General features: G+C 66.1%; 25 protein-coding genes, 1 tRNA gene and 1 pseudogene. 16 read left to right on the top strand and 11 right to left on the bottom strand.

Going from position 1 to position 23,672, the window contains the following annotated elements:
- The first annotated feature begins 447 nt into the window (after positions 1-447).
- Together ACR2MZ_RS12550 and ACR2MZ_RS12545 are read left to right on the top strand one after the other, a co-directional pair.
- Positions 448-816, top strand: a complete 369-nt coding sequence (locus tag ACR2MZ_RS12550) for a YybH family protein (RefSeq protein WP_434005370.1) — start codon at positions 448-450, stop codon at positions 814-816.
- A 36-nt stretch (positions 817-852) separates the two neighbouring features.
- A pseudogene (locus tag ACR2MZ_RS12545) lies at positions 853-1,183 on the top strand (luciferase domain-containing protein).
- A 28-nt stretch (positions 1,184-1,211) separates the two neighbouring features.
- Here the strand turns inward: ACR2MZ_RS12545 and ACR2MZ_RS12540 are convergent.
- The 4 genes from ACR2MZ_RS12540 to ACR2MZ_RS12525 are packed head-to-tail and all read right to left on the bottom strand — an operon-like array spanning position 1,212 to position 3,356.
- On the bottom strand, positions 1,212-2,045 hold the full coding sequence (locus ACR2MZ_RS12540) for a class I SAM-dependent methyltransferase (protein ID WP_434005369.1): 834 nt from the start codon (positions 2,043-2,045) through the stop codon (positions 1,212-1,214).
- The gene (locus ACR2MZ_RS12535; RefSeq protein WP_434005368.1) at positions 2,046-2,591 is read right to left on the bottom strand and encodes a YceI family protein; all 546 of its coding nucleotides are present in this window, start codon (positions 2,589-2,591) and stop codon (positions 2,046-2,048) included.
- Positions 2,592-2,649: 58 nt separating this feature from the next.
- The gene (locus ACR2MZ_RS12530) at positions 2,650-2,973 is read right to left on the bottom strand and encodes a metallophosphoesterase family protein (protein WP_434005367.1); all 324 of its coding nucleotides are present in this window, start codon (positions 2,971-2,973) and stop codon (positions 2,650-2,652) included.
- A 41-nt stretch (positions 2,974-3,014) separates the two neighbouring features.
- Complete coding sequence (locus ACR2MZ_RS12525; protein WP_434005366.1) at positions 3,015-3,356, bottom strand: metallophosphoesterase family protein; 342 nt, start codon at positions 3,354-3,356, stop codon at positions 3,015-3,017.
- A 147-nt stretch (positions 3,357-3,503) separates the two neighbouring features.
- On the opposite strand from ACR2MZ_RS12525, the gene ACR2MZ_RS12520 reads away from it, so the two are divergent.
- Positions 3,504-3,579, top strand: a tRNA-Arg gene (locus ACR2MZ_RS12520).
- A 138-nt stretch (positions 3,580-3,717) separates the two neighbouring features.
- Entirely contained in the window at positions 3,718-5,508 is a 1,791-nt protein-coding gene (locus ACR2MZ_RS12515) for a helix-turn-helix domain-containing protein (protein WP_434005365.1), read from the top strand.
- A 55-nt stretch (positions 5,509-5,563) separates the two neighbouring features.
- On the opposite strand, the gene ACR2MZ_RS12510 is transcribed toward ACR2MZ_RS12515, so the two are convergent.
- Positions 5,564-6,181 (bottom strand): DUF2461 domain-containing protein, encoded by a 618-nt coding sequence (locus tag ACR2MZ_RS12510; protein WP_434005364.1) that lies wholly within the window; start codon positions 6,179-6,181, stop codon positions 5,564-5,566.
- 85 nt (positions 6,182-6,266) lie between these two features.
- A complete protein-coding gene (locus tag ACR2MZ_RS12505) occupies positions 6,267-6,518 on the bottom strand; it encodes an ATP-binding protein (protein ID WP_434005378.1) in 252 nt (83 codons plus the stop codon).
- Positions 6,519-6,560: 42 nt separating this feature from the next.
- Here ACR2MZ_RS12505 and ACR2MZ_RS12500 point away from each other — a divergent pair, with 42 nt between their 5' ends.
- From ACR2MZ_RS12500 to ACR2MZ_RS12485, 4 genes are all read left to right on the top strand, one after another.
- Entirely contained in the window at positions 6,561-6,914 is a 354-nt protein-coding gene (locus ACR2MZ_RS12500; RefSeq protein ID WP_434005363.1) for a hypothetical protein, read from the top strand.
- A gap of 54 nt (positions 6,915-6,968) precedes the next feature.
- Positions 6,969-7,190, top strand: coding sequence for a hypothetical protein (locus ACR2MZ_RS12495; protein ID WP_434005362.1), 222 nt, complete (start codon positions 6,969-6,971; stop codon positions 7,188-7,190).
- 113 nt (positions 7,191-7,303) lie between these two features.
- Positions 7,304-8,635 (top strand): aspartate aminotransferase family protein, encoded by a 1,332-nt coding sequence (locus ACR2MZ_RS12490; RefSeq protein ID WP_434005361.1) that lies wholly within the window; start codon positions 7,304-7,306, stop codon positions 8,633-8,635.
- Between the two features lie 121 nt (positions 8,636-8,756).
- Entirely contained in the window at positions 8,757-9,434 is a 678-nt protein-coding gene (locus tag ACR2MZ_RS12485; RefSeq protein ID WP_434005360.1) for a PIG-L deacetylase family protein, read from the top strand.
- Positions 9,435-9,538: 104 nt separating this feature from the next.
- On the opposite strand, the gene glnA is transcribed toward ACR2MZ_RS12485, so the two are convergent.
- Positions 9,539-10,987: a type I glutamate--ammonia ligase gene (gene glnA, locus ACR2MZ_RS12480; protein WP_434005359.1), complete on the bottom strand. Its 1,449-nt coding sequence runs from the start codon at positions 10,985-10,987 to the stop codon at positions 9,539-9,541.
- 200 nt (positions 10,988-11,187) lie between these two features.
- Here glnA and ACR2MZ_RS12475 point away from each other — a divergent pair, with 200 nt between their 5' ends.
- The 4 genes from ACR2MZ_RS12475 (at position 11,188) to ACR2MZ_RS12460 (ending at position 16,127) form a co-directional block, all read left to right on the top strand.
- Positions 11,188-11,751, top strand: a complete 564-nt coding sequence (locus ACR2MZ_RS12475) for a hypothetical protein (RefSeq protein ID WP_434005358.1) — start codon at positions 11,188-11,190, stop codon at positions 11,749-11,751.
- 137 nt (positions 11,752-11,888) lie between these two features.
- Positions 11,889-13,364: an ammonium transporter gene (locus tag ACR2MZ_RS12470; RefSeq protein WP_434005357.1), complete on the top strand. Its 1,476-nt coding sequence runs from the start codon at positions 11,889-11,891 to the stop codon at positions 13,362-13,364.
- 2 nt (positions 13,365-13,366) lie between these two features.
- The gene (locus ACR2MZ_RS12465; RefSeq protein WP_434005377.1) at positions 13,367-13,738 is read left to right on the top strand and encodes a P-II family nitrogen regulator; all 372 of its coding nucleotides are present in this window, start codon (positions 13,367-13,369) and stop codon (positions 13,736-13,738) included.
- A gap of 358 nt (positions 13,739-14,096) precedes the next feature.
- Positions 14,097-16,127, top strand: a complete 2,031-nt coding sequence (locus ACR2MZ_RS12460; RefSeq protein ID WP_434005356.1) for a glycoside hydrolase family 15 protein — start codon at positions 14,097-14,099, stop codon at positions 16,125-16,127.
- Here the strand turns inward: ACR2MZ_RS12460 and ACR2MZ_RS12455 are convergent.
- Positions 16,099-16,470: a DUF1330 domain-containing protein gene (locus ACR2MZ_RS12455; protein ID WP_434005355.1), complete on the bottom strand. Its 372-nt coding sequence runs from the start codon at positions 16,468-16,470 to the stop codon at positions 16,099-16,101. The two genes, ACR2MZ_RS12460 and ACR2MZ_RS12455, sit on opposite strands and share 29 nt — an antisense overlap.
- Positions 16,471-16,553: 83 nt before the next feature.
- Positions 16,554-16,895 (bottom strand): thioredoxin, encoded by a 342-nt coding sequence (gene trxA, locus ACR2MZ_RS12450; protein ID WP_434005354.1) that lies wholly within the window; start codon positions 16,893-16,895, stop codon positions 16,554-16,556.
- 74 nt (positions 16,896-16,969) lie between these two features.
- Here trxA and ACR2MZ_RS12445 point away from each other — a divergent pair, with 74 nt between their 5' ends.
- The 4 genes from ACR2MZ_RS12445 (at position 16,970) to ACR2MZ_RS12430 (ending at position 22,217) form a co-directional block, all read left to right on the top strand.
- Positions 16,970-18,502 carry a glycosyltransferase family protein gene (locus ACR2MZ_RS12445; RefSeq protein WP_434005353.1) on the top strand — a complete coding sequence of 511 codons (1,533 nt, stop codon included), beginning with the start codon at positions 16,970-16,972 and terminating at the stop codon, positions 18,500-18,502.
- Positions 18,499-18,981, top strand: coding sequence for a GNAT family N-acetyltransferase (locus ACR2MZ_RS12440; RefSeq protein ID WP_434005352.1), 483 nt, complete (start codon positions 18,499-18,501; stop codon positions 18,979-18,981). Before ACR2MZ_RS12445 ends, ACR2MZ_RS12440 begins: the two co-directional genes overlap by 4 nt.
- Positions 18,982-19,307: 326 nt before the next feature.
- Positions 19,308-19,598 (top strand): YidB family protein, encoded by a 291-nt coding sequence (locus ACR2MZ_RS12435; RefSeq protein WP_434005351.1) that lies wholly within the window; start codon positions 19,308-19,310, stop codon positions 19,596-19,598.
- A 39-nt stretch (positions 19,599-19,637) separates the two neighbouring features.
- Entirely contained in the window at positions 19,638-22,217 is a 2,580-nt protein-coding gene (locus ACR2MZ_RS12430) for an ABC transporter substrate-binding protein (RefSeq protein ID WP_434005350.1), read from the top strand.
- 53 nt (positions 22,218-22,270) lie between these two features.
- Here ACR2MZ_RS12430 and ACR2MZ_RS12425 read toward each other — a convergent pair whose 3' ends face one another.
- Together ACR2MZ_RS12425 and ACR2MZ_RS12420 are read right to left on the bottom strand one after the other, a co-directional pair.
- A complete protein-coding gene (locus ACR2MZ_RS12425; protein WP_434005349.1) occupies positions 22,271-22,975 on the bottom strand; it encodes a cytochrome b family protein in 705 nt (234 codons plus the stop codon).
- 12 nt (positions 22,976-22,987) lie between these two features.
- A complete protein-coding gene (locus ACR2MZ_RS12420) occupies positions 22,988-23,671 on the bottom strand; it encodes a cytochrome b N-terminal domain-containing protein (RefSeq protein ID WP_434005348.1) in 684 nt (227 codons plus the stop codon).
- Position 23,672: the final 1 nt, after the last annotated feature.

Below are 23,672 nucleotides of genomic sequence, written 5' to 3'. Positions count from 1 at the left end.
CCTGAGATCGAAAGCGGCGACGCGTTCACTGAACTCAGCGGTGGCGGCATGGATGTGAGCGGCCAGCTCGCAGAGCGCGTGTGCTTCCGGCTCGTCCGCGGGGTCGTTGCAGAGCGGCCCTTCCATATCTGTACTGTACCAAACGTATGTTCGTAGCGCAAGCGAAACCGGCGATTCTTTACAAGACCAAAGCGAATAAGCGATCTCCCTGGGCGACCCTAGTTTCAGTCAGGGCTGGACGATGCCTGCGGTTCGTCACAGGTCTCGAGAATTCACGCGCTCGCCGCATTGAGTCCACCCGCTGCTGCTCCATCCGACAAATAGCTGGGCAACATGCCAGGAAACCCGTAGCCTCCCTGAGCAGCCCCAGACTCTTGATGAGATGTTTGCACCCCACCCGAACCGCCTTGTTATCCTAGGGAAAGGCGTGAGGCCCGCGACGGTATCATGAATTCGGACCAGGTCCAGCAATGGCTCGCACTCTATGTGGATGCGTGGCGAGCGAACGAGCCGGAGCTGATCGCCGACCTGTTCACGCCCGACGCCACGTACTACGCAGACCCCTTCGACGAAGGCCTGCACGGTCGGCAGGCTATTGTCGACGAGTGGCTCGGCGTGGAAATGCCTCGGCGTTTCGAGACGGCATATCGGCCCGTCCTGGTCGATGGGAACCGTGCGTTTGCTACGGGCTACACCCGATATTTCAACGAGGACGGTTCTAGCCATGGCGAATGGGGAAACGCTTTTCTCCTCACGTTTGACGCAAACGGCAAATGTCACGAATACCGGGAGTGGTTCATGAAACGGCGCCTCTGAGAGCGCGACGGTCGTGTTTGGAGCAGAGAGGCGAGCATGAGCGGAGCTGGTGAGCTGATCAGGCAGACGGTCACGTCCTGTGCCGGGCATCGAGGCTATACCTCATCGCTTCGGCGGAACCGAATATCGCTACGGCCGAAAAGAATTGGGCCACGTGCACGGCGACCGCCTGGCCGACCTGCCCTTGCCCCGCAAGCTACACGACGATGTGATTGCCGCCGGTCGAGGAACTCCTCACCACGTGCTGCCCGAAACTGGCTGGGTCAGCTGCTGGATGTCCAGTGCCCAGGACGCAGCCGGAGTGATCGAATTGTTCAGGCTGCAGTACGAGCGTTATTCGGATCCCAAGCGCACAGTGTCTCGCTAATCACCGCCAGGCTCCCGCGAAGGCCTTACTACTTGACGCCAAGTCGGATCCGATAACTGACAACCATCGGCCACGAACGGTTAGCGAGGACGCGTTCGGCAGCTTCCCGCAGATGCACGAACGTTTCCTCGACCTCCGGCGCCGCCTCACCGAAGATGGTGCGCGGTCCGCCCAGGCTCTCGGCCAGCCCGGTGACCCTCACCGCGTCAACCTCCTGGAAGCCGTGGCACACAATCTCCCGAGCGGAGCAGAAGAGCCCGCTCTCCCGAATGCGCTCCAGGTGTTGCTCCTTCGGCCACGTGGCGGAGCCCGCCTGAAGCCCAAGTCGCTCGCGCGCCCGTCGCCGGGCGGCGAAGTGGACGGCAAAGGCAGGATCGATTTCGGGGTGGATGGCAGGGGGGACGTCGTAGTCGTAAGCCGCGAACACCCCGCCACTGCGCAGGATCCGACCGGCCTCCCGGAGGACAGCGGCCGGCTCCATCCAGTGGAAGGCCTGCGCGCAGGTGACAAGGTCGGCTGAACCCGCGCAGAGGCCTGTATTGCTCGCGAATGCCTGCACGTAACGGATATTCGGCTCCTGCGTGACGCGCCGCGCCCACTTGAGCATGCGCGCGTTTGCCTCGATGCCCACTATCTGCTCGGCATATCCCGCCCAGACGCGTGTGGAGAGGCCTGTGCCGGCACCTAGATCGACCACGAGACGCGGCCGCTCAGCCTGAGCGACAAGGGTCAAGATCTTGAGGACGGCCGGTGGCGGAGACAGGCGGTGGCGATCGTAACCTTCGGCGAATTTCTCGCTCGCGTAACCCGAGCGGTCGATCAGTCCTCTTGAGAACTCACTCGACGCGCTGCCTGATCGCACTCAGCGCTCCGGCAGCCGAACCTCGCCCTGCAACTCGAGCGCGTCCCTCACCTTGAGGGCGCCCATGAACCCTCTGTAGGGCTTGATGCCCCACTCGCTTTGAACCAGCGTGCAGCGGGCGTGGAATCCACCCCCCGGCCGGGCAGTAAGCTCCAGCCTGAGCGGCTGGCGGCTTCCCGCCAGCTCGAGCTCACCCTCCACCACATAACCATTTCCGGCCTGTTCCGCCACCCGCTGGGAGGCGAAGTTGACCTCAGGAAATCTATCCACCTGAAGCAGCTTGTCGATGTTTCCCTTGATGTCTCGGCGGTCTTTATCAGTCAACGCCTTGGCGCCGCCCGTGCCCTCCCGAACCTCCAGCGATCGCGCATCCGCCTTGCAGGTCAGACTGGACTTGTCGGGTTGCGACTGATCGACAGACGCCACCGCGCTCCAGCGCGTCACCTCGATGACGAGGTCGTGTCCCACCCGCGCGGCGACTCCCTCGCGAAAGGTGCGAACCGTCAGCCGGCCATCGGTCGGTCCAAGCTCATAGGTTTCGGCCACCCCTCTAAGTTAGCGCGGCCATGCCGCCCGGTGGCCAGCATTGGCGGCACCCGGCCGCTCAGTCCAGTTTCGGGAAGCCGCCCCTGGCGGTGCGAGCCTGCTCGGCCAGCCAGCGCGCCGTCGGATAACCGGACGCCTTCAGGTCGGCGAGGTGCCGATCGAGGTCATACTCCACTCGGCGAACGCTTGGCTCGCCGTCTTCGATGATCAGGTAGGAGCTACCGGCGTCGCCATCGTAGGGCAGCCCCACGCTGCCGGCGTTGGCTACGGTCAAGGTCGGCAGCCGCCGAATGTACGGTCGGTGGATGTGACAGTAGACGGCCAGGCCAGCGCCGAGTGGACCGTAGAAGCCGCGGAGTTCCTCCTCGGGCGCGTCAGGCATCACGCCTTTCCAAGTGTCGCCTGGGACCGCGTGGACGAGCGCTACTTCGCTGTCGCGTCGCCACTCCATGGGAAGGCTTTGCAGCCAGGCGACACGCTCTTGACCGAGCATCGCGCGGTCGCGGCCGCCATCTCCTCGAATGCCGCGAGTGCGCTGTCCGGAAGTGACGGAGGCAGTGCCCGGAGCGCCTGGTCGGTGTTGCCCACGACCCCAGGCCAGCCCAGGGCACGCACCCTGTCGAGCACCTCGACGGGACGAGGGCCGTTGAGAGCGAGATCGCCGCCGTGCACCACCAGGTCCGGGCCCTGGCGTTCGAGATCTGCGATCACCGCCTCCAGCGCGGCCAGGTTGCCATGGATGTCGGAGACGATGGCGAGCCTCATCCGACGATCCTCTCACTTCCCGACCGCGCGGGCTCAATCATCGGCCGAAGGCTCTCGCAAGGTGGTCTCCGCCGGGTGTTGGCGCGGCCGGCTGAAACCGGTAGCCTTTGAGGCCGCTCTGATAAGAGGTCGAGCCGCTCTGAATGAGCCCGAGTAGCTCAGGGGATAGAGCAACCGCCTCCTAAGCGGTTGGCCGCAGGTTCGAGTCCTGCCTCGGGCACCAAGCCTCCTCTGTGATTGCAGCAATCGTTGGTACTCAGCGGTCTGCGCTCGGATCCTGTGAGGCCGGCACTGCCCGATCCTGACCCGCACCAAGGCAGCCAACGCCCGGCAGCGGACTACCTGGGTCAACATGTACCTCATGGCCAAGTTGAGCCAGCGGCGCACGGCCGCCTCTGGAGCCGAGGTTGACTTCGCCCTGCGGGAGCTCGAGTTCCTGCAGCGGTTGTCGCGCCAGGCGGCCGCGACAGTCAACTCGGAGGAGCTGCTCTCCCTCATCATCCGCGAAACCACCTCGGCCATGGGCACCGACGTCTGCACCCTCTACCTTCTCTCCCAGTCAGGGCGGGAGCTGGTCCTGACGGCCACCAACGGGCTCAACGAGCGAATGATCGGGCGCTCCATCCTGCCGCTGGGGCAGGGCATCACCGGCTGGGTCGCGCAGAGCCGCCAGCCGAGGCTGGTCGCCGAGGTGGCTAAGGACGCCCACTGGAAGTGGGTCCCGGGGCTAGACGAGGAGCGCTTTCACTCCATGCTCTCGGTGCCCATCGAGTCAGGTCCACGCCTGGTCGGCGTGCTGAACGTGCAGTCGGTCGAGCGCCGGGACTTCACAGAAGGCGACGTGGACTTCCTGCAGGCCATAGCTGGCCAGGTCGCCGGGATCCTGGAGCGAAGCGAGCTGCAGCGGCGCCTGGAGGAACAGCTGCGGGAGATCCAGCTCTCCCATGACGTGCACGAGCGCTTCACCCGGCTCTCGCTGGAGGGCGCCGGGATCCCGGCCATCCTGGAAGCCGTGGGGGCGCTGGCCAGCGGTCGGGCCGCCCTCTACTCTCTCGGCGGCTTTCGGGTCCGGGGCGCAGGCGACAGCAGTGACGGGCTGCCCGGCCGGCTCACCGTGCCAGTGAGCCTGTTGAGCTCCGGCGCTCGCGAGTTCCGAATCCACGCCGGGCGGCCGCCGCGGCCGCTGGACGTGGTTCCCGTGCGGGCGGGCGCCGATCTGCTGGGCCTCCTCGCGGTCGCGGTGCCTGAGCAGGTGCTCGACGAGGAGGGACGCCGGCGCGCGCTGGAGCACGGCTCCACAGTCCTGGCACTGGAGCTTTCCAAGGAGCGTGCCGCGGCCGAGGTGGAGAGACGGCTGCGTGGCGATCTGGTCGAGGAGGTGCTGGCTGGAGGCCTGGCCGAGGATGAGATGGAACGGCTGGCCGCTCAGGCGGAGCGCCTGGGCCACCGGCTTCCGCACAGCGCGTGGGTGATAGTGATCGAGCCTGACGACCAGGCGGTCGATTCGGGCCGCAACGACCCCGCCCGGCAGGATCGCCTGGATGCCGCTCTGGGAGAAGTCCTCAAGCGCCGTCTCATGGGCGGCCTGGCCATGGTGCGCTCGACAGGGGCAGTCGTCCTGGCGCCGGGGGAGCAGACGCCGGATCTGCTTGCCGCCGAGAAGCTGGCCGAGCACCTTCGAGCCGCGGCCGCCCCCGTGCTGAAACCGGTCACGGCGTCGGCCGGCGTCGGCAACCTAGCCGGCTCGGTCTCCGAGCTGGCGCGATCTCACGTTGAGGCACGGCAGGCGCTGCGGCTGACACGCCGGGCCGGCGCTCGGAGCCAGGTGACCACCTACAGGTCGCTGGGCGCTTTCCGCCTACTGCTGGAGGTGCAGTCACCGGAGGCCCTGCGCGGGTTCGTCAGCGATGTGCTCGGCTCCTTGCTGACCTACGCCGAATCACGTGATACGCCGCTCCTGGAGACGCTGGAAGCTCTGGCCGCGGCCCGTTGGGTGCGCCGCGCCGCCGCCCGCGCCCTGGGCATCCACATCAATTCCATCAACTACCGGGTGAAGCGGATCGAAAAGCTGACAGGACTCTCGCTGAGCGACCCGGAAACCCGCGTGGCAGTTGCCATCGCGCTGCGGGCTCACGCGATGCTGGGCGCCTGAGGCGGGGGGTGCTCGTTCAGAGCTGAGCCGGCGGGGCGACGGGTTGGGTCTCGCTCTATACCTGGGGCACGTGCTCCGACAGCCAGTCGGCGAGCGGACGCATCGCCTCCCAGGTGGCGATCACGCGGTCCTTCACCGCCGGCGTCGCGATCCAGGGCTCGAGCTGGAAGCGCCTGCCAACGCCCACCTCGCGCCAGCGCAGCAGCTCGATGCGGGGGTGGTCGGCGGCGTATCCGCGCGGCGCCGTCTTGAGCTCATTGCCGCCCACATTGAGGCCGGCGGCGCGCATCCTTGCCACGCGGCGGGCGAGATCCGCGCCGGCGTCTCCGGCGACCGCCTGCCGGTAGCGCGTCAGCCACGCGCCGCTCGGCATGTGCGCGCCGGTGGCTAGGTAGAAGAGACGGGCGTCAAGGTGGATGTAGAGGGGGCCGACGACTGCCGCGAGGTTGGTCTTGTAGGGCGACTTGTCGGCTGAGAAGCGGAGGTCGCGGTTGATCCGGAAGACCTTGGCTGGACCGAGGAGCGGTGTGAGCTCGGCGACCAGCTCCTCCATCGGCTTGCGCACGTCGCGCTCGTATTGCTCGCGATGCGCCTCGAAGTAGCTTTTGGAGTTGTCGAGCTCCAGGCCGCGGAAGAAGCCGACGAAGTCACCCTTCCAGCCCTGGAATGCCATCTCCGGAATCGTAAGTCCGGGCGCGTGTAGGAGGCAACTGTCCGGCGACCTTGTCGCATGACCGGGTGGAGCCGCCCAGTGAGAGCTAGGGGCGGGGATCCGACTCGATGGGCACCGAACCCGTGACTGTAGTGCCCCCGGGCCCGGTGCGCACCTCGAGCCGGCCGCCGAGAGCCTCAAGCCTGTCGCGCATATTCTGCAGGCCGGTGCCTGACGCTGCCACCGAGGCGTCGAAGCCCTGGCCGTCGTCGACTATCTCGAAGCCGAGCCACCCTTCCCGGGCGGTGAGCTTGACCGCCGCGTTTGCGGCGGGGGCGTGCTTGGCCACGTTCTGCAGAGCCTCGGCGCGGCGGCAGCATCATCCAGGAGGTACGTCGGAATGACACAGGTACAGATCAATCGAGCGGCGGGGATCGGGCTGCTCGTCAGCGCCACTGTGGCAGGGGTGGCGGATGTCCTCCAGACCCTGCCCGGGCACCAGGCGACGGCGACAGTCACGGTGGCGGGCGCGCTGGTCGCGTTCCTCGGCAACCTCTTCGTGATCATCTGCCTGCCGGTGGCCGTCGGCCGCCAGGCACAGCGGGCCGGCATTCTGGGCGTGGCCGGCTACGTCCTGCTGGCGCTGGTGATCCTCGTCTTTGGAGTCGCTTCGGACATGGCCAACGCCCTGCTCATCCCGAATCTGCCCCCGGCCATCGCGAGCCGCCCGCCCGGGGGTCTTATCGTGACCTGACTTGTCACCGAGCTTGCGGAAGTCGTCGGCTGCGTCCTGTTCGGAATCGCCACCTTGCGGGCTGGCGTCTACGCGCGCTGGATCGGCTGGGCCTTCATGGCCACCGCGGCCCTCCTGTTTCTCAGCAATGTGCCGCTGCCTGGTCTTCGGCTCCTGGGTACTGTTCAGGCAGTCCCCGTCTATGCAGCTCTGGTCGGCCTCGCCCTGGGCTTGCTGCGGTCGGTTCGTGACAAGGGTCGCGTCAGAGAACCGGCACTGGCACCAGCAACTTCGTAGGGAACCCTCCCCTGGACGGCGCCGCTTCCGCGAGGCGGCGCCGTTCCCACCATCTGCGGCGGCACTATTCAACAGGAGCCAGCGCCACCGCCCGGCCCTGCCATGCTGGGCTGATGACCACTGAGGCAGAGCTCGAGTACAGGCGCCGCAGCCCCCGATCCCGCGAGCTGGCCGAGCGGGCCCGAGCGCTCATGCCGGGCGGGACGACGCGGACCACCACCTATGTCGAGCCCTATCCGATCTACATCGAGCGCGGCCAGGGTGCGCGAGTTTGGGACGTGGACGGCGTCGAGCGACTGGACCTGATCTGCAACTACTCCTCCATGATCCTGGGCCACGCCCACCCCGCGATCGTGGCGGCGATCAGGGAGCAGGCTGCCCAAGGGACAGGCTTTGCCGCCACGAATCCGCTCGAGGTCGAGCTGGCGGCCCTTCTCTGCGACCGTGTGCCCTCCGTCGAGCGCATCCGCTTCTGCAGCTCAGGCACTGAGGCGACCATGTTCGCCCTGCGGCTGGCCAGGGCATTCACGGGCCGGCCGAAGACCGCCCGCTGCGAGGGCGGCTACCACGGGACCCATGACTTCGCCGAGGTCTCGACCCATCCCGAGCCAGAGCTGGCCGGCCCCGCCAGTGAGCCGCGCCCGGTCGCTGACTCGTCGGGCACCCCCGCGGCCGCGGTGGCCGCGACGGTAGTGCTGCCCTTCAACGATCCCGATGCGGCCGCCGCCATCCTGACCCGGCACGCCGCCGAGCTGGCGGCAGTCATCGTCGAGCCCATCCTCGGCTCCGGCGGCGTGATAGCGCCCGAGCCAGGCTTTCTGGAGCGGCTGCGCGAGGTGACCAGCCGGCACGGGATCCTGCTGATCTTCGACGAGATCATCTCGCTTCGGGTGGCCTACGGGGGCGCTCAAGCGCGCTATGGCGTGATCCCGGACCTGACGACCATGGGCAAGATCATCGGCGGCGGACTGCCTGTCGCAGCCTTCGGCGGCCGGGCCGATGTGATGGCCCTGCTCGATCCCAGCCGCCCGGCCTCGCTCCCGCAGGGGGGCACCTACAACGGCAATCCGCTGGGCATGGCAGCTGGGCTGGCCGGGATGCGAGAGCTCACCGAGCCCGTCTTCGCCGAGCTTGAGCGGAAGGGGGAGAGGCTCAGGGCCGGGCTCCAGGAGGCCTTCGACAGCCAGGATTTGGCCGCCCAGGTCAACTGTGCCGGCTCGCTGCTCAACATCCACTTCAGCAGCCGGCCGGTCCGCGACTACCGCTCGCTCGCGGCGGCCGATAAGAAGCTGAGCCGCGAGTTCTTCCTCGCCATGATGAACGAGGGTGTCATGTTCGCGCCGCGGTTGATGGCGGCGCTGCCCACCTGTCTCAGCGACGCCGAGATCGACCAGGTGATCGAGTCCACCGGCCGCGTCGCGGGAAGGCTGGCCGAAACCGCTTGACTGCCGCAGCCCGGCCTCCGCTCGCCGGGTTCGGTCCGCCCACTGTGGTGGGCCAGATGATCATCTTCGTCAAGGTTCAGCGTCGTCCGCAGCAACTCTCGTCACAATATCGTCCCAAGCCTTGGCCAAGCGTTCCAAATTCAGCGGGCCCGACGACCCCCGGGTGCGGCGTGCCCTCTGCATCGTCGCCCACCCGGACGACATCGACTTTTTCTGCGCCGGCACGGTCCTCCGGTTGACCGGGCGGCGTGCCCTGGTCGACTTCGTCCTGGTCACATCGGGCGACAAGGGCAGCCATGAGCCCGAAGCGACCAGCGCCGAGCTGGCCGCAACTCGAGAGCGCGAGCAGCTGGCGGCCGCCACCGTCCTCGGGGCGGGCCGGGTCGAGTTCCTGCGGCACCCTGACGCGGAGGTGGTGGAGTCCCTCGAGCTGCGGCGTGAGCTCGTGCGGGAGATCAGGCGCAGCCGGCCCGAGGTGCTGCTCACCTTCGACCCGACGCCGGGATATCGCCAGCACCCCGACCACCGGGCCGTGGGCCGCGTGGCCCTGGACGCGGCCTGGCCCTGCGCGCGCGACCGGCTCTGGTACCCGGAGCTGGGAGCGCCCCATGAGACCGCCGAAGCGTGGCTCTTCGCCGGAACCGGCGCCGGGCTGGTGGTCGACGTGCGGGACGAGCTGGAGGAAAAGATCCGCGCCCGGCTGCTGCACCGCAGTCAGACCGGCAGCCCGGCCGCGCTGCGCGCCCGCTGGCGCCGGATGGCCGGCGAAGAACAATTCGTCCAGGTCGACCTGCGCTAGCGCTCCCGAACGTACGGGGGGCAGCTTGGGGCCGCCCGCCCAAACCGCTTGCACGCCGACAGCCCCGGCCTTCCGCTGAGGCGCAGGGCTGATCCGCTCAGTGCCTAGGCGTCGTGGTAGAGGAAGAACTCCCAGGGATGCGGCCGCAGCGCCACCTGGTCGACTTCGCGCTTACGCTTGTACTCGACCCAGGTCTCGATCAGGTCGGCGGTGAACACGTCGCCCTGGAGCAGGAACTCATGGTCGGCCTCGAGCGCGTTCAGCGCCTCGCCCAGCGAGCCTGGCACGTTGGCTATGGCTGCCTTCTCCTCGCCCTCCAGCTCGTAGATGTCCTTGTCCACGGGGGCAGGCGGCTCCAGCTTGCGCTGGATGCCGTCCAATCCTGCCATCAGCATCGCCGCGAAGGCGAGATAGGGGTTGGCGCTGGGGTCGGGCGAGCGGAACTCCAGCCGCTTGGCCTTGGGGCTCTGCGAGTAAGCCGGGATGCGCACACAGGCTGAACGGTTGCGCTGGGAGTAGACCAGGTTGATCGGTGCCTCGTAGCCGGGTACCAAGCGCCGGTAGGAGTTGGTGGTGGGCGCGCAGAAGGCGAGCAGGGCGGGGGCGTGCTTCAACAGGCCGCCGATGTACCAGCGGGAGAGGTCGCTCAGGCCGGCGTACTGGTCGGCGTCGTGCATCAGCGTCTCGCCGTCCTTCCAGAGGCTCATGTGACAGTGCATGCCTGAACCGTTGTCCTGAAAGAGCGGCTTGGGCATGAAAGTCGCCACATAGCCATGCTGCTGGCAGACGTTCTTGACTATGTACTTGTAGACGAGCATCGTATCGGCCGACTTCGTGAGGGAGTTGAAGCGGAGGTCGATCTCCGCTTGGCCGGCGGTGCCCACCTCGTGGTGCTGGACTTCCACGTCGATGCCGGCGTCGATCAGCTTGAGCATGATCTCTGAACGCAGATCCTGGAACTTGTCGGTCGGCGGCACCGGGAAGTAACCTTCCTTGAAGCGCGGCCGGTAACCCAGGTTGGGAGCGCCGCCATCCTGGCCGGAGTTCCAGATGCCCTCCTCCGAGTCGATGAAGTAGTAGCCGCTGTTCGCGTTCTGATCGAAGCGCAGGCTGTTGAAGATGTAGAACTCCGCCTCGGCGCCGAAGTAGCTGACGTCGGCGATGCCAGTCTGGCGGAGGTAGGACTCAGCCTTCTTGGCCACGAAGCGAGGATCGCGGCTGTACGGCTCCCGCGTCACCGGATCGACCACGTCGCAGATGATGAACATGGTCGGCACCTTCAGAACCGGGTCGATGGTCGCTGTGTCAGGATCGGGCATGAGAAGCATGTCGCTCTCGTTGATGGCTTGGAAGCCGCGAATGCTGGAGCCGTCGAAGCCCAGGCCTTCTTGGAAGGCCTCCTCGTCGAGAGCACTGAGGGGCAGGCTGAAGTGCTGCCACTGGCCGGGCAGGTCCACGAACCTCACATCGACCACCCGGACGCCCGCTGCGCGAGCCTTCTGCAGTACGTCGCGGGGGCTGGTCTCTCTCTTCGCTTCTACGTCGATAGCCATCGGCATCTCCTGGGACACATGGTGGGCCGGCGAGCTGTTTGCTCGCCAGCCTTCAGGCTAGGCTGTCGGAGGATTCTTCTCTGTGTACGAGGCACACAGAGAAGACCGGCTCCGCACTAGTTAAACCATCCAACTAAGGTTTGGAGGCGATTGCGGCAGGTCGTCCCGAGGGCATGCCTGCGTCACCGCTGGGTCACACTTTGGCAGTGGGGAAGCTGGTCGGCCTTCTGGTCGGTCTCCTGATCGTAGCAGTGGTGGCGGGCATCGGCTATCAGGAGTGGACGGCGGCCCATGCGCCTGTGGCGGCGCCCACCGCGCCTACCGTGGTGCCTCCCGAGGATTTGCCAAACCCGGACCTGACGCCTGGCATGGCCGATGCCAAGGTGACCCAGCAAACGCTGAAGACCACTGTCTGTGTGGGCGGCTACACCAAGACTGTCAGGCCGCCGCCTGCCTACACAGACCAGCTGAAGAAGCAGCAGATGCGGGAGTATGGGCGCCCCGGCAAGGCCTCTGACTACCAGGAGGATCACCTGATCCCACTTGGGTTGGGCGGTAGCCCGACCGACACCCGCAACCTCTGGCCCCAGCCACGAGCGGGATACTGGGGCTCCCAGCGGAAGGACGACCTCGAGTACTACCTCTACGGCCGCGTTTGCTTTGGCGGGCTGCCCTTGGAGCAGGCCCGCCACGACATCGCCAGCAACTGGGTTGCCGCCTTCCAGCACTACCGACCACCAGCCAGCAACCAGACAGTCGACTGACGGCGGTCCGCCCCGCGAGGCGGTGTCGCTAGAGGGCAACCCCCACAGCCCATCATGCGTTTGAACCAACTTCGCGGTCGGAAAGCTGTGTGAATAGACCGCAACCAGCCCCCGACCCGCTAGGTTACTGTGCGGCCATGAAAGCCTGGAAAGTGCTCCTGCTGCCGCTCGTACTCCTCTTCGCCTTCCCGCTCAACGTCCAGGCTGCCGCCCAGGACCCGGGCCAGGTCGCTCAGGCCGCGAGCGTGGGCGCCGACACCGTCTGGGTGGTGGTCGCCGCAGTGCTCGTCATGTTCATGCAGGCGGGCTTTGCGATGCTGGAAGTCGGCTTCAGCCGCATGAAGAACGTGGGCACGGTGGTGGCCAAGGTCATCACCAATTTCAGTGTCGCAGCGCTCTCCTACTGGGCTGTCGGCTTTGCGCTGGCCTTCGGGGCGGCCGCCACCTGGCTCTTTCCCCTGATCGGCGGCAGCAACTTCTTTCCCACCTTCTCGCCCGGTTCGACGCTGAACCTTCCCGCCATGTCGGGCAGCACAGCCCCCGCCGCAGCCAAGTTCATGTTCCAGTTCGTCTTTTGCGCGGTCTCCTTGGCGATCGTCTGGGGCACCATGCTCGAGCGCACAAAGTTCATCGTCTACGTGCTCTTCGGCATCCCGTTCGCTGCCATCATCTATCCGCTCATCAGCCACCAGCTCTTTGGCGGCGGTTTCCTCCAGGCCACACTGGGCGCACAGGACTTCGCCGGTTCCACAGTTGTCCACCTGACGGGCGCCACCGCCGGGCTGGCCGGGCTACTGCTGCTCGGTCCGCGGCTGGGCAAGTACGAAAAGGACCACCGGCCGAACGCCATCCCCGGTCACAACATGCCCCTGGCCCAGCTCGGGGTGCTGATCCTCTGGTTCGGCTGGTTCGGCTTCAACCCAGGCTCCACCCTGAATGCCGTGAACCTGCACTTTGCCGACGTGGTCATAACCACCCAGCTGGCGGCCTCCGCCGGCGCCCTGGCGGCGCTGCTGGGCATCTATCTGACCAGCCGGACGCTCGATGTAGGCATGATCGGAAACGGCGCGATAGCTGCGCTGGTCGCCATCACAGCGCCCTCGGGCTACGTCGAGCCCTGGGCGGCCATCGTCATCGGCGCAGTTGCCGGCACCATAGTGGTGGTGGCGATCCCGCTCATCGACAAGAAGCTCGACGATCCGGTCGGCTGTCTCTCCGCCCACGGTCTGGCGGGAATCTGGGGCACTCTCTCCTGCGGACTCTTCACAGTCCCGGCGCTGGCCAAGTTCAACGGTGTCGGTGAGGGCGGCCTCTTCTACACAGGCAGCGTGCATCAGCTGGGCGCTCAGGCGGTGGCTGTGGCGGGCTCCTTCCTGGTCACCTTCGGACTCAGCTACGGAATCTTCTGGCTCATCAAGCGAACTGTCGGCCTGAGAGCGGAAGCTCACGACGAACTTGACGGCCTGGACATCAGCGAGCACGGCATGTGGGGCTATCCCGAGGCGTTCATGCCAGTGCCGGGCGGTGCCTACCGCCCTGCCGGTCAGGAAGCTTTGAGCAGTCGGCGCGTCAAGCTGAGAGAGGCGGAGCGGCAGGAGGTGGAACCGGCGTGAAGATGGTCATCGCGATCATCCGGCACGAGCATCTCCAGGCAGTCCAAGACGTGCTCGATGAATGCGGCGTATCGGGCGTCACGGTGACGGAGGTGAAAGGCTGTGGCGCCCAGCGCGGCTACACAGAGCGCTATCGCGGTACCTCGGTGAACATCTCACTCAGGCCCCGGCTCAAGGTCGAAGCCGTGATGCGGCAGGAGATTGTGCCAGTCGTGATCGATAAGATGGCAGCTGCCGCCCGCACCGGTGAGTCAGGCGAAGTGGGTGACGGCAAGATCTTTGTAATCGGCGTCGAGGACGCCGTCCGGATCAGGACCGGCGAGCACGGCGCGGCGACAGTGCAGCACCAGCAGCGCGAGATGTGGGGACATTAGGGCAAGGGGAGGCAGGAAGGCAAGGGGAGGCTGGCCTCCCCTTCCAGAACCCCACCCGGCCGGTGCCGAACCGCCTGCAGCTGCCGTAGTTGGTTTGGTCGCCTTGAAGCCGCCGTTGCGGTGTCGTCCCGGACGCCGTGAACCGGCCGGGATGAACCCCGCCTTTCGACCTGACGATTGGCAAGAGTGGGAGATCTCTTGAGCGGTTCGCTGAGATGGGGTTGGCGGCCCGACTAGGCATCGGCAGCTGCCACTCTCTCAGCCCTGCCGCTGGCGACTGGACCTTTAAACCGGAGGACTGGCGCTTCGGGGTCACCGCAGTTATGATCGGCGCGTGGGAGCCGAGAGAAGCGAAAAGATGAGCACGCCGTTGAAGGCGGCCGGCCATCCCGTCGACGGTGAGCAGGCTGCTGGCCAGCTTCAGGAGGTGGCCCAGGTTCAGGGCCTCGCCGGCGTAGAGGCGATGCCCACCGCCAGCGCCTATCCTCCGATCGCCGAGTACGCCTTCCTGTCGGACTGCGAGGTCAACGCGCTCCTCGCCCCCGGCGGCCGCGTGGAGTGGCTCTGCCTGCCCCGGCCTGACGGTCCCAGCGTCTTTGGCGCCATGCTCGACAGGGCGGCCGGCAGCTTCCGGTTCGGACCCAGCGGGTCGATGGTTCCGGCCGGCCGCCGCTATCTCCCCGGCACCCTGGTCCTGGAGACCACCTGGCGTACTCGCACCGGCTGGCTGATCATCCGCGACGCGCTCTGCCTGGGTCCCTGGTACCACGAACACCGGCGCTCCGGGACCCACCGCCGGCCGCCGACCGACCACGAGGCGGAGCACATGCTGGTGCGCACCGCCCGCTGCATCATCGGCACCGTCGAGCTGAGCCTCGATTGCGAGCCTGTCTTCAACTACGGTGAGACGGGCGCCAGCTGGTCCTATGCGGGGCCTGGCTACGACGAGGCGGTTGCCACCGGCGGGAAGACGGACGTTCCCCTGCGCTTGGTGACCGACCTGCGCGTAGGCTTCGAGGGGCCCGGCGCCCACGCCACCAAGACCCTGCGCGAGGGCGAGACCGCCTTCGCAGCGCTCTGCTGGCCGCGTTCGCAGTTCTCGGCGTCGGACGAGTTCCTGGCCGAGCACCCGCCGCCGAGGACCGCCGAGGAGGCCTTTCAGCGGATCGAGCGAACCGCCAACTTCTGGCGCGGCTGGATCAACCACGGCATCTTTCCCGAACATCCCTGGCAGAGCTACCTGCAGCGCAGCGCCCTGACTTTGAAAGGCCTGACCTACGCCCCCACCGGGGCCGTGCTGGCGGCGGCAACCACCTCGCTGCCTGAGACTCCAGGTGGCGAGCGCAACTGGGACTACCGCTACACCTGGATCCGCGACTCCACGTTCATGCTCTGGGGGCTTTACACGCTCGGCTTCGCCCGCGAGGCTAACGACTTTTTCTACTTCACGGCGGACGTCGCCAAGGAGTCTGACGACGTCCAGATCCTCTACGGCATCGGCGGGGAGAAACAGCTGGACGAGCGGACCCTGGACCATCTGAGCGGCTACGAGGGGGCGCGACCGGTGCGGGTGGGCAACGGCGCCTACAGCCAGCGGCAGCACGACGTCTGGGGAGCGCTGCTCGACTCCGTCTACTTGCACACCCGCTCCCGCGATTATCTGCCCGAGCTGGTCTGGCCGATCCTGAAGAGGGCCGTCGAAGCTGCCATAGCGAACTGGCAGAAGCCTGACCGGGGCATCTGGGAGGTGCGTGGTGAGCCGCGCCACTTCACCTCCTCCAAGGTCATGTGCTGGGTCGCCCTGGACCGGGGCGCCCGGCTGGCCGAGCTGCACGCCGACACGGACCTGGCAGCGCGCTGGCAGAAGATCGCTGACGAAATCCACGCGGACATCTGCGAGCATGCCGTCGACGAGCGCGGGGTCTTCGTCCAGCACTACGAAACCAAGGCGCTGGATGCGTCAGTGCTGCTGATCCCGCTGCTGCGCTTCCTCGCCCCGGACGATCCTCGGATCAAGGCGACGGTGCTCGCCATCGCCGATGAGCTCACAGTGGACGGGCTGGTGCTGCGCTACAAGGTCGAGGAGACAGACGACGGGCTCAGCGGCGAAGAGGGCACTTTCGCCATCTGCTCCTTCTGGCTGGTCTCGGCGCTGGTCGAGATCGGCGAGGTCGCTCGCGCCCGTCAGCTCTGCGAGAAGCTGCTCTCGTACGCGAGTCCGCTCCAGCTCTATGCGGAGGAGATCGACGCCCGGAGCGGCCGTCACCTGGGCAACTTCCCCCAGGCCTTCACCCATCTGGCGCTGATCAACGCTGTGATGCATGTGATCCGTGCCGAGAGCGGCGTCGACACCGGCCAGTTCACCCCCTTAGGCTCGCCCAGCGCCTGACGCCCGGATGCCGCAGGTGCCGGCTGATATCAGGCCCGAGCGCCCAGTTCGGGGTCTGAATAACCGTCCAGGAAGACAATTGTCGACTCACCATTCGCCTGCCGGATGGGTAGATCGCCTGGTACTCGGGGGAGTCGTACCAGGCTCGGAGCCGATCGCGGTCAGGGAACTCGATGATGACCAGCCGCTGGAGCGAGAACTCTCCCTCCACCACCTCGCCCGGGCCACCCCTGACCAGAAAGCGGCCGCCGTGCGCGGCGACGGTGGCAGGCACCTGCCGGCTGTACTCGGCATAGGCTTCCGGATTGGTGACTCTGACGTTGGCGAGGAGGTAGGCGGGCACGCTCAGCCCATTATCGAATGCTGGGCGACCTGCCAACTGCGCAGCTCGACCGACAAGACGGCCGGCCAAACCGGCCGTCAACGTTAGGGCTGAGCCGGCTGAGCTGCGTGCTTCTCCACGAACGCGCGGACCGCGCCGGGGCCCGGATAGCCGGTGAGTCGATCCACCAGCTTGCCGGCGCTGAAGACGCCCAGCGTGGGGATGCCCATGACGCCATAGCGCATGGCGATGCTCTGGGCGTGGTCCACGTCCAGCTTGCCGACTGTGATCCTGCCCTCGAACTGACTCGCCAGCTGGTCGATCACCGGGGCCATCATGCGGCAGGGCCCACACCAGTCGGCGTAGAAGTCCACCAGGACCGGCTTGTCTGACTTGAGGACTGTGTCGTCGAAGGTTGCCTCTTCGAACTTGGGGAGGTTGCTCATGACCAGTAAAAGCGGCCAGGTGGTCGAGGTATTCCTGCCGGTGGAGACCTGAGGCCGCTGCATAATCGGGCCGGATGTCCACTGTAGCCAGGCCGTTGGCGCCGCCCCAGCCCTCGCCCCTGCGCCAGGCGGGCGATCGTCTGCTGGAAGCGATCCCCGGCGGCAGCACCTGGATCCTCCTGCTGGCCCCTGCCTGGATCCCCATCGTGTTCGCCTCAAACGGAGCTTTCGCGGTGGCCATCGCCGTGCTGGTTTTCGATCTCTACTGGTTCGTTCGCTCCTTCATGGTCATCACTGGCATCTGGTCCACCTACGTGCGCATGCGGCGTGACATGGCGACTGACTGGCTGGAGCTTTGCCGGCAGCCTGTCCCTGAAGGCGTGGTCGACCCGCTCTCCTATCACCACCTGAGCGTCATTCCCACCTACACGGAGCCCTACGCGGTGCTGGAGAGGACCGTGCGGGCCATCGCGGAAGCCAACTATCCGAAGGAGTTGAAGCTGGTCGGCGTCATCACGCGGGTGGACGATAAGGCCGGCTGGGTCAACGTTGCGCGCCTGCAGGAGACCTTCGGCGACCACTTCGCCGGCTTCTTCCACATCAAGGACCCGATGGAGCCGCCGCTGGTTCCCGGCAAGTCGGCGGCCATGAACCATGGCGGCAAGGACATGGTGAAGCGTCTCGGCAAGCTCGGCTATGACCTCCGACAGGTGCTCATCACCGACCTGGACTCCGACTACCGCGTCCACCCCCAGTACTTCGCTTGGATCAGCTGGCACCACGCGCGCCATCCTGACCGGGAAACTGTCATCTGGCAGCCGGTGCCCATGTTCCACAACAACATCTGGCAGGTGCCCACAGCTGTCCGCGTCATGTCCGCCAGCACCACGCAGTGGCAGATGTTCCTCCACTCCCAGCCGCACCGGTTGGTGGCCTTCTCCAGCTACACGTGCAGCCTGAAGTTCGTGCACGATGTCGGCTATTGGGACAAGGACGTCATCCCTGAAGACTCCCGCTTCTACTGGAAGTCGTTCTTCACATTCGGCACGAAATTCAAGGTGGTGTCCTGCTATCTGCCGCTCTACGGAGATTCACCGCAGTCGCGCGACTACGCCGCCACCCACCTGAATCAGTACAACCAGATCAAGCGCTGGTCCTGGGGCATCACCGACATCCCCTACGTGCTCAAGCGCTTGTTCAACCACCCCGAGATTCCGCTGGCGGCGCGCCTGCGGCGCTTCCTCAACCTTTACCTGAACCACCTGAACTGGATCTTCCTGCCGATCCTCCTCATGTTCGGGGCGTCGATCCCGGTGTACGCAAGCGTCGACTTCTCCCTGACCGATCTGGGCCAGCATCTCTGGATCTACAGCCTCGCCATCCTGACAACCACCCTGTCGACGGTTCTGGCGCTCATAGCGCTCGAGCACCTGATGCTGCCGCCCAAACCAGCGCACTGGAGCCGGGCTCGGCGCTTTCTCATCTACCTGCAGTACTTCAGCTACCCGGTGGTGGGCCTGATGCTGAGCGTCCTGCCCGCCCTGGAGGCGCACACTCGGCTGCTCCTGGGCAAGTACCTGGAGTACCGCGTGACTGAGAAAGTGTGAGCGTCACCGTTCGCAGCGCCACCGAGCAGGACGTGCCACTGATCGCCGGCTTCATCCGGGAGCTGGCGGCATATGAACGCCTTGCGCGGGAGGTGGTGATGACCGAAGCCGACCTGCGCCTCACGCTTTTCGGCGAACAGCGCTATGCCGAGGTGCTGATCGCTGAGCAGGAGCGGGAGCCGCTGGGCTTCGCGCTGTTCTTCCACACCTACTCGACCTTCCTCGGCCGGCCTGGCCTCTACTTGGAGGACCTTTTTGTCAGACCCGAGCAGCGCGGTAGGGGAGTGGGTCTCAAGCTGCTCGCTCAACTGGCGGGCCTGGCCCAGGAGCGCGGGTGCGGACGCCTGGAGTGGTCGGTGCTGAACTGGAACGACTCGGCCATCGGCTTCTACGACAAACTGGGGGCGCGGCCGCGGAGCGGCTGGACTGTCTACCGCCTGACGGGAGAGGCCCTCCAGGAACTGGCTGCCCGAGCCTAAACCGGGCACCGCTCGTGAAGCCAACTGTGCCGGTTACACATAGTGACATCTGCCTTTGGCTCAGCGACTCAGGGGAAAGTGATGTCTGACGCGACTGGAATGAGTGACGATGAGCTCGACAGACTGCTCGCTCCGAGCGGCGATGAGCACTCCCGGCCCATGCCCGATTGGGCGATGCCCGCCGTCACGGCGATGCTCGGGCAGCTCACTGGCAAGATGCCCGGCGGCGCCTTGGGCGAAGGCGCAGGAAACGCCATGGGCAACGCGATGGAGGATTTGCTCGGGGGCGCTGGGGGGAGAGGCGCTCTTCAGGGCCTGGTCGACAAATGCAGCGCGGCGGGTCTGGGGGACAAGGCCCAGTCGTGGGTGTCGGCGGCGAGAACCAGCCGCTCCACCCTGACGACATCGAGCGCATGCTCGGCGGCGAGAAGATCGAGGCCGTGGCTCAGCAGGCGGGTCAGTCGCCCGAGGCTGTAAAGGCGGGGCTCGCCCAGGCTTTACCGCACGTGGTGAATGCGCTGACGCCCGAAGGAACGATCCCCGATGACACGCAGCTGGCGGCACTTGGCGACCGTGTCGCACAGCGGGCAGACCCGGGGCCGATAGCGAAACCGTGACGGTGGGAGCGGCAGGGGCCCTTGGCCCGAGGGAGGCCGATGGCTGATCAGACGCCGACTGCGCTCTCGCTCACGCGACAGGCGATCCAGGCTGCAAACGACGGCAACTCTGATGAAGCCCGCCAGCTGCTCGCCGAGGCGATCCAACTCAACCCGAAATACGAACGCGCCTGGCTCTGGTTCGCCTCACTGGCCAGGAACGACGGCGAACGGCGGTACTGCCTGGAGCGGGCGCGCGACGCCAATGACAGGAGCGTGGCGCGCGACGCCGCGCGTCGGCTGCGGTCGGTGCCGGAGAAACACCCGCCCGAACTGGATCACCTGGCGGAGCCGCCGGCCCCGTCCCGGCTGATTGAAGAGCGCGTTTCGGTCTGGCGTCGCCGCCCTAGCTGGTTGATCGGCGCCAGCGCCGCCCTGGTGGCGCTGATTGCGCTGGGCAGCATGGGGATAGTGCTGAGCAGGTCCAACGGGGCCAGCCCTGTGTACGTCGCCCTGGTGGCCGGGATGTCGGGCAGCTCCGCTGCCTACGGCAAGGAGATGGCCGGCAGCGTCCAGATGTACCTGGATCAAGTCAACGCGCACGGAGGTGTGCACGGCCACCCGGTCTCCCTGCTTCTCTACGACGACAAGGACGATCCCGCCGAGGCGCGGCTGCGCGCCCAGGAGATAGTCAAGGACGGACGGGCGCTCCTCGTGATCGGCCACCGCACGAGCGATGCGTCGCTGGCCGCCAGTCCCGTCTACCAGCAGGCTCACATGCCGGCCATCTCGGCCACCGCCACAACTGATGCGGTCACCCAGGCCAGCCCCTGGTATTTCAGCACCATCTTCGACAACCACGACGAGGACAGCCTCCTGGCCGCCTATCTCCGGGACGTCTTGGGGCACAAGGAGGCGAGCGTCATCTGGGGCAACCGGACCTACGGCAGCAACCTCTTCGCAGGTTTCCAGGCCGCCTACACCCAGGGCGGCCACCTGAAGCACGTGATCCAGCTCAACTCTGCCACCGGTGTCATCGACCAAGCGACTGTCAGCCCTGCGATCCAGGAGCTGCAGGCCGATCCCAACCCGGGACCAGTGGTCCTCGCGATGTCGCCCGATCTCGCCAAGCAGGTGGTCATCGGCTTCAAGAAGGCGAACCTGCATCCGCTCCTGCTGGGCAGCGACTCTCTGGGCGACGTGACCTTCCTCGACTCTTTCCGCGATCAGCCCGAGGAGAAGGCCACGCCTGGCGCCTTCACAGATGGCATGTATGTGGCGACTCCTGCCATGATTGACGGCCTGACCGGTGACGGCCTCCGCTGGTATCACGACTTCCAGGCGAGGTTCGGGACCGAGCCGAGCTGGCGCGGTCTGACCAGCTACGACGCCGCCATCGCTGCGGTTCAGGTCCTTCGGGACACCGGCGTCAGCGGACCGCCCAAGGACGCCGGCGCGGCTCGGCAGCGGATTCGGGATGCCCTGGCCTCATTCAAGAATCGGGACAACGCCATACCCGGTCTGACCGGGCCTCTCTACTTCAGCCCGGCTGGTTCCGCGGTCCGATCCATAGATGTGGGCATCGCCAATAATCAGGACCTCACCTCCGCACCGGTGCAGCTCGCCTCGTTTGGGGCCAGCGCCGGACCTGACTTCGCCCGCAAGCTCGCGGCCGGTGACCTGATCCAGGCCGGCAACGGCTACCTCGTGCGCAAGCGCATCGTCTATACCGGCGTCAACATGAATGAGGTAGGCGATCTGGACCAGCAGGCGCAAACGTTCAGTGCCGACTTCTTTCTCTGGCTCAAGTACATAGGCAGCGATGACGCCGCCAACATCACGTTTGTCAATGCCGTCGATCCTTCGCTGAGTCTCGGCGAGCCGCTGCGCTCTGAGACGACGGCTGGCGTGAATTACCGGCTGTACCGAGTCAACAGCAAGTTCAAGGCAACTCTGGACTTCCGAAACTTCCCCTTCGACAAGCAGGATCTGACGATCGCCATCCAGAACAAGACCCTGTCCTCCGCCGAGGTGGTCTACGTCGCTGATTCGGTGCTGCTGACGCAACCCCAGAGCGAACGGCTGACCAGCGGGGCGAACGCTTCACAGTCCATCAATTCGATCGACAACTGGCAGCCCATCGAGCTGCAGTTCTATCGGGCGTCGGTCGGCAACACATCGCTGCTGGGGGGCCCGCAGCGGGAAGTCCCGGCCAGTGGGATCGAGTACTCCCAGTTCGTCACCGACCTCTCGATCGAGCGCAATCTGTCTTCCTTCCTGGTCAAGAACCTGCTGCCCCTCGCGCTGCTGGCGCTCGTGACCTATGTGTCACTGTTCTTCCCGGCCAACCAGACGGGAGCCCGCGTCTCCTTCGGTATCACGGGCATCCTCACTGGTGCTGTGCTGCTGAGCGGTGTGACCGGCTCGCTGCCGAATGTCGAGTACACAGTGGCCATCGAGTGGGGCTACTACGCCTTCATCTTCCTATCCGGCACGTGCCTTCTGATCGGACTTCTGGGAGATCGCTACTACGACGACAGGCGGACTGTGGCGCTGAACCGGCTTGCCTTCCTGTCCCGGCTCTACTACCCGGCATTCGTCCTCGCCGTTGTGCTGATCTACTACCTCAAGTTCAGGTAGCTTTCCGGATCGCGTCAGCGCTCAGGCTGAGCCGACGAGGTTCATGACGACAGCTACCCGCCGGCGATCCCCAAGATCGTGATCCCGAAGAGCGACCAGAACGTGAGCGCCACTATGAAGCCGAGGAAGAGCACCCAGCCGGTGCCGGTGATGAAGTTGCGTCCTGGCACCGGCCAGCTGACCCAGCCGAAGCGGCGGGCCAGCCGGGTGCCGACCAGGTTGTCGATGAAGGGCCAGAGCAGCAGCCCCGTCACTATGGCCCCGGGAATGAAGATGGAGAACACCACCTCTGGCTGGCCCAGCTTCAGGAACTGAAAGAGGAACAGGAAGTACCAGTCAGGCCGGGGCACCACCACCGCCCGGGGGTCGGCCGACTGCTCAAGGGACATGTTCTCCTGCACGAAAGCTGACAGGAGGCCGACGCCGAGCAGCATGATCACTGCGATGATCGGGTAGGGCCAGAAGTGGTCCGGGAAGAAGGGGTGGGTCTCCTCTTCCGGCATGTCGTCAGCCAGATGGTGCCCCGACGCGCCCATCAGGATGGGAAACATGGCGAGGCTGACCACCACCGGGTACAGGATGTGGTCAGTGCCGATCGGCATCCGCTTGTAGGTGGGTTCCAGCTCATGACCGCCGTGGCCGTCCACTTCGATCACCCGAAGCGCCGCCGTCGCCGCCCCGGGGCCTTCGCGCAGGTAGCCATCCCAGAGCGCCGTGGGCGGAAGTCCTTCCGAATTTGGTGTGGCCTTTTCGCTCATCTCTCTCACCTCTTACATGGGCTCGGAAATGCCGTGCTGCCGGATCAGCCTGAAGTGCACGTACATGAGCAGCAGGATCGCTCCCGGCAGCAGGAAGACGTGGATTGTGAAGAAGCGCTGCAGGGTAGCCGGCCCGAGCGTGGGACCTCCCTGCGCCAGCGACTGCAGAAGCCCGCCCAAAATCGGCGTTCCGGCGATGATCTGGATGGTGACCGAGGTGGCCCAGTAAGCCTTGGTGTCCCAGGGCAGCAGGTACCCGGTGAGGGAGAAGGCGAGGACGACGAGCAGCATGATCACGCCGACCATCCAGTTCAGCTCGCGAGGCGCCCGGTAGGAGCCCGTCCAGAAGACGCGGGCCATGTGCAGCACTATCATCACCACCAGCAGGTTGGCCGCCCAGAAGTGGACGCCCCGCACCAGCCAACCGAGGTAGACGTCCTTCATGATGTGCTGCACGCTGGTGTAGGCCGGGGCCGGGTTGCCGGCGACGTCAGGCACGTAGTAGAAGGCCAGGAAGACGCCGGTCACCAGTTGGAGAGCAATCAGGATGAAAGTCATCCCGCCGAAGCAGTAGTAGAAGGCGTTGGCGTAGTTAGGCACGCGCTGGTAGAGCGCCTCGTCCACCGACGAGGTGAAGGGGAAGCGGCGGTCGAGCCAGTCGACGACGGCTACCTGGACCTGGCGGGGACGGGGCACG

Source organism: Candidatus Dormiibacter sp. (genome assembly GCF_050999135.1).
GTDB classification, from domain to species: domain Bacteria; phylum Chloroflexota; class Dormibacteria; order Dormibacterales; family Dormibacteraceae; genus Dormiibacter; species Dormiibacter spiritus.
This window is presented reverse-complemented; position numbering and strand designations above follow the sequence as displayed.

Excerpts from the sequence above, each read along its gene's own strand:
- ACR2MZ_RS12550 (WP_434005370.1), top strand. The coding sequence starts at position 448 with ATGAATTCGGACCAGGTCCAGCAATGGCTCGCACTCTATGTGGATGCG.
- ACR2MZ_RS12530 (WP_434005367.1), bottom strand. The coding sequence starts at position 2,973 with ATGCCTGACGCGCCCGAGGAGGAACTCCGCGGCTTCTACGGTCCACTC.
- ACR2MZ_RS12525 (WP_434005366.1), bottom strand. The coding sequence starts at position 3,356 with ATGAGGCTCGCCATCGTCTCCGACATCCATGGCAACCTGGCCGCGCTG.
- ACR2MZ_RS12515 (WP_434005365.1), top strand. The coding sequence starts at position 3,718 with ATGGCCAAGTTGAGCCAGCGGCGCACGGCCGCCTCTGGAGCCGAGGTT.
- ACR2MZ_RS12510 (WP_434005364.1), bottom strand. The coding sequence starts at position 6,181 with ATGGCATTCCAGGGCTGGAAGGGTGACTTCGTCGGCTTCTTCCGCGGC.
- ACR2MZ_RS12500 (WP_434005363.1), top strand. The coding sequence starts at position 6,561 with ATGACACAGGTACAGATCAATCGAGCGGCGGGGATCGGGCTGCTCGTC.
- ACR2MZ_RS12490 (WP_434005361.1), top strand. The coding sequence starts at position 7,304 with ATGACCACTGAGGCAGAGCTCGAGTACAGGCGCCGCAGCCCCCGATCC.
- glnA (WP_434005359.1), bottom strand. The coding sequence starts at position 10,987 with ATGGCTATCGACGTAGAAGCGAAGAGAGAGACCAGCCCCCGCGACGTA.
- ACR2MZ_RS12470 (WP_434005357.1), top strand. The coding sequence starts at position 11,889 with ATGAAAGCCTGGAAAGTGCTCCTGCTGCCGCTCGTACTCCTCTTCGCC.
- ACR2MZ_RS12465 (WP_434005377.1), top strand. The coding sequence starts at position 13,367 with ATGGTCATCGCGATCATCCGGCACGAGCATCTCCAGGCAGTCCAAGAC.
- ACR2MZ_RS12460 (WP_434005356.1), top strand. The coding sequence starts at position 14,097 with ATGAGCACGCCGTTGAAGGCGGCCGGCCATCCCGTCGACGGTGAGCAG.
- trxA (WP_434005354.1), bottom strand. The coding sequence starts at position 16,895 with ATGAGCAACCTCCCCAAGTTCGAAGAGGCAACCTTCGACGACACAGTC.
- ACR2MZ_RS12445 (WP_434005353.1), top strand. The coding sequence starts at position 16,970 with ATGTCCACTGTAGCCAGGCCGTTGGCGCCGCCCCAGCCCTCGCCCCTG.
- ACR2MZ_RS12435 (WP_434005351.1), top strand. The coding sequence starts at position 19,308 with ATGCAGCGCGGCGGGTCTGGGGGACAAGGCCCAGTCGTGGGTGTCGGC.
- ACR2MZ_RS12430 (WP_434005350.1), top strand. The coding sequence starts at position 19,638 with ATGGCTGATCAGACGCCGACTGCGCTCTCGCTCACGCGACAGGCGATC.
- ACR2MZ_RS12425 (WP_434005349.1), bottom strand. The coding sequence starts at position 22,975 with ATGAGCGAAAAGGCCACACCAAATTCGGAAGGACTTCCGCCCACGGCG.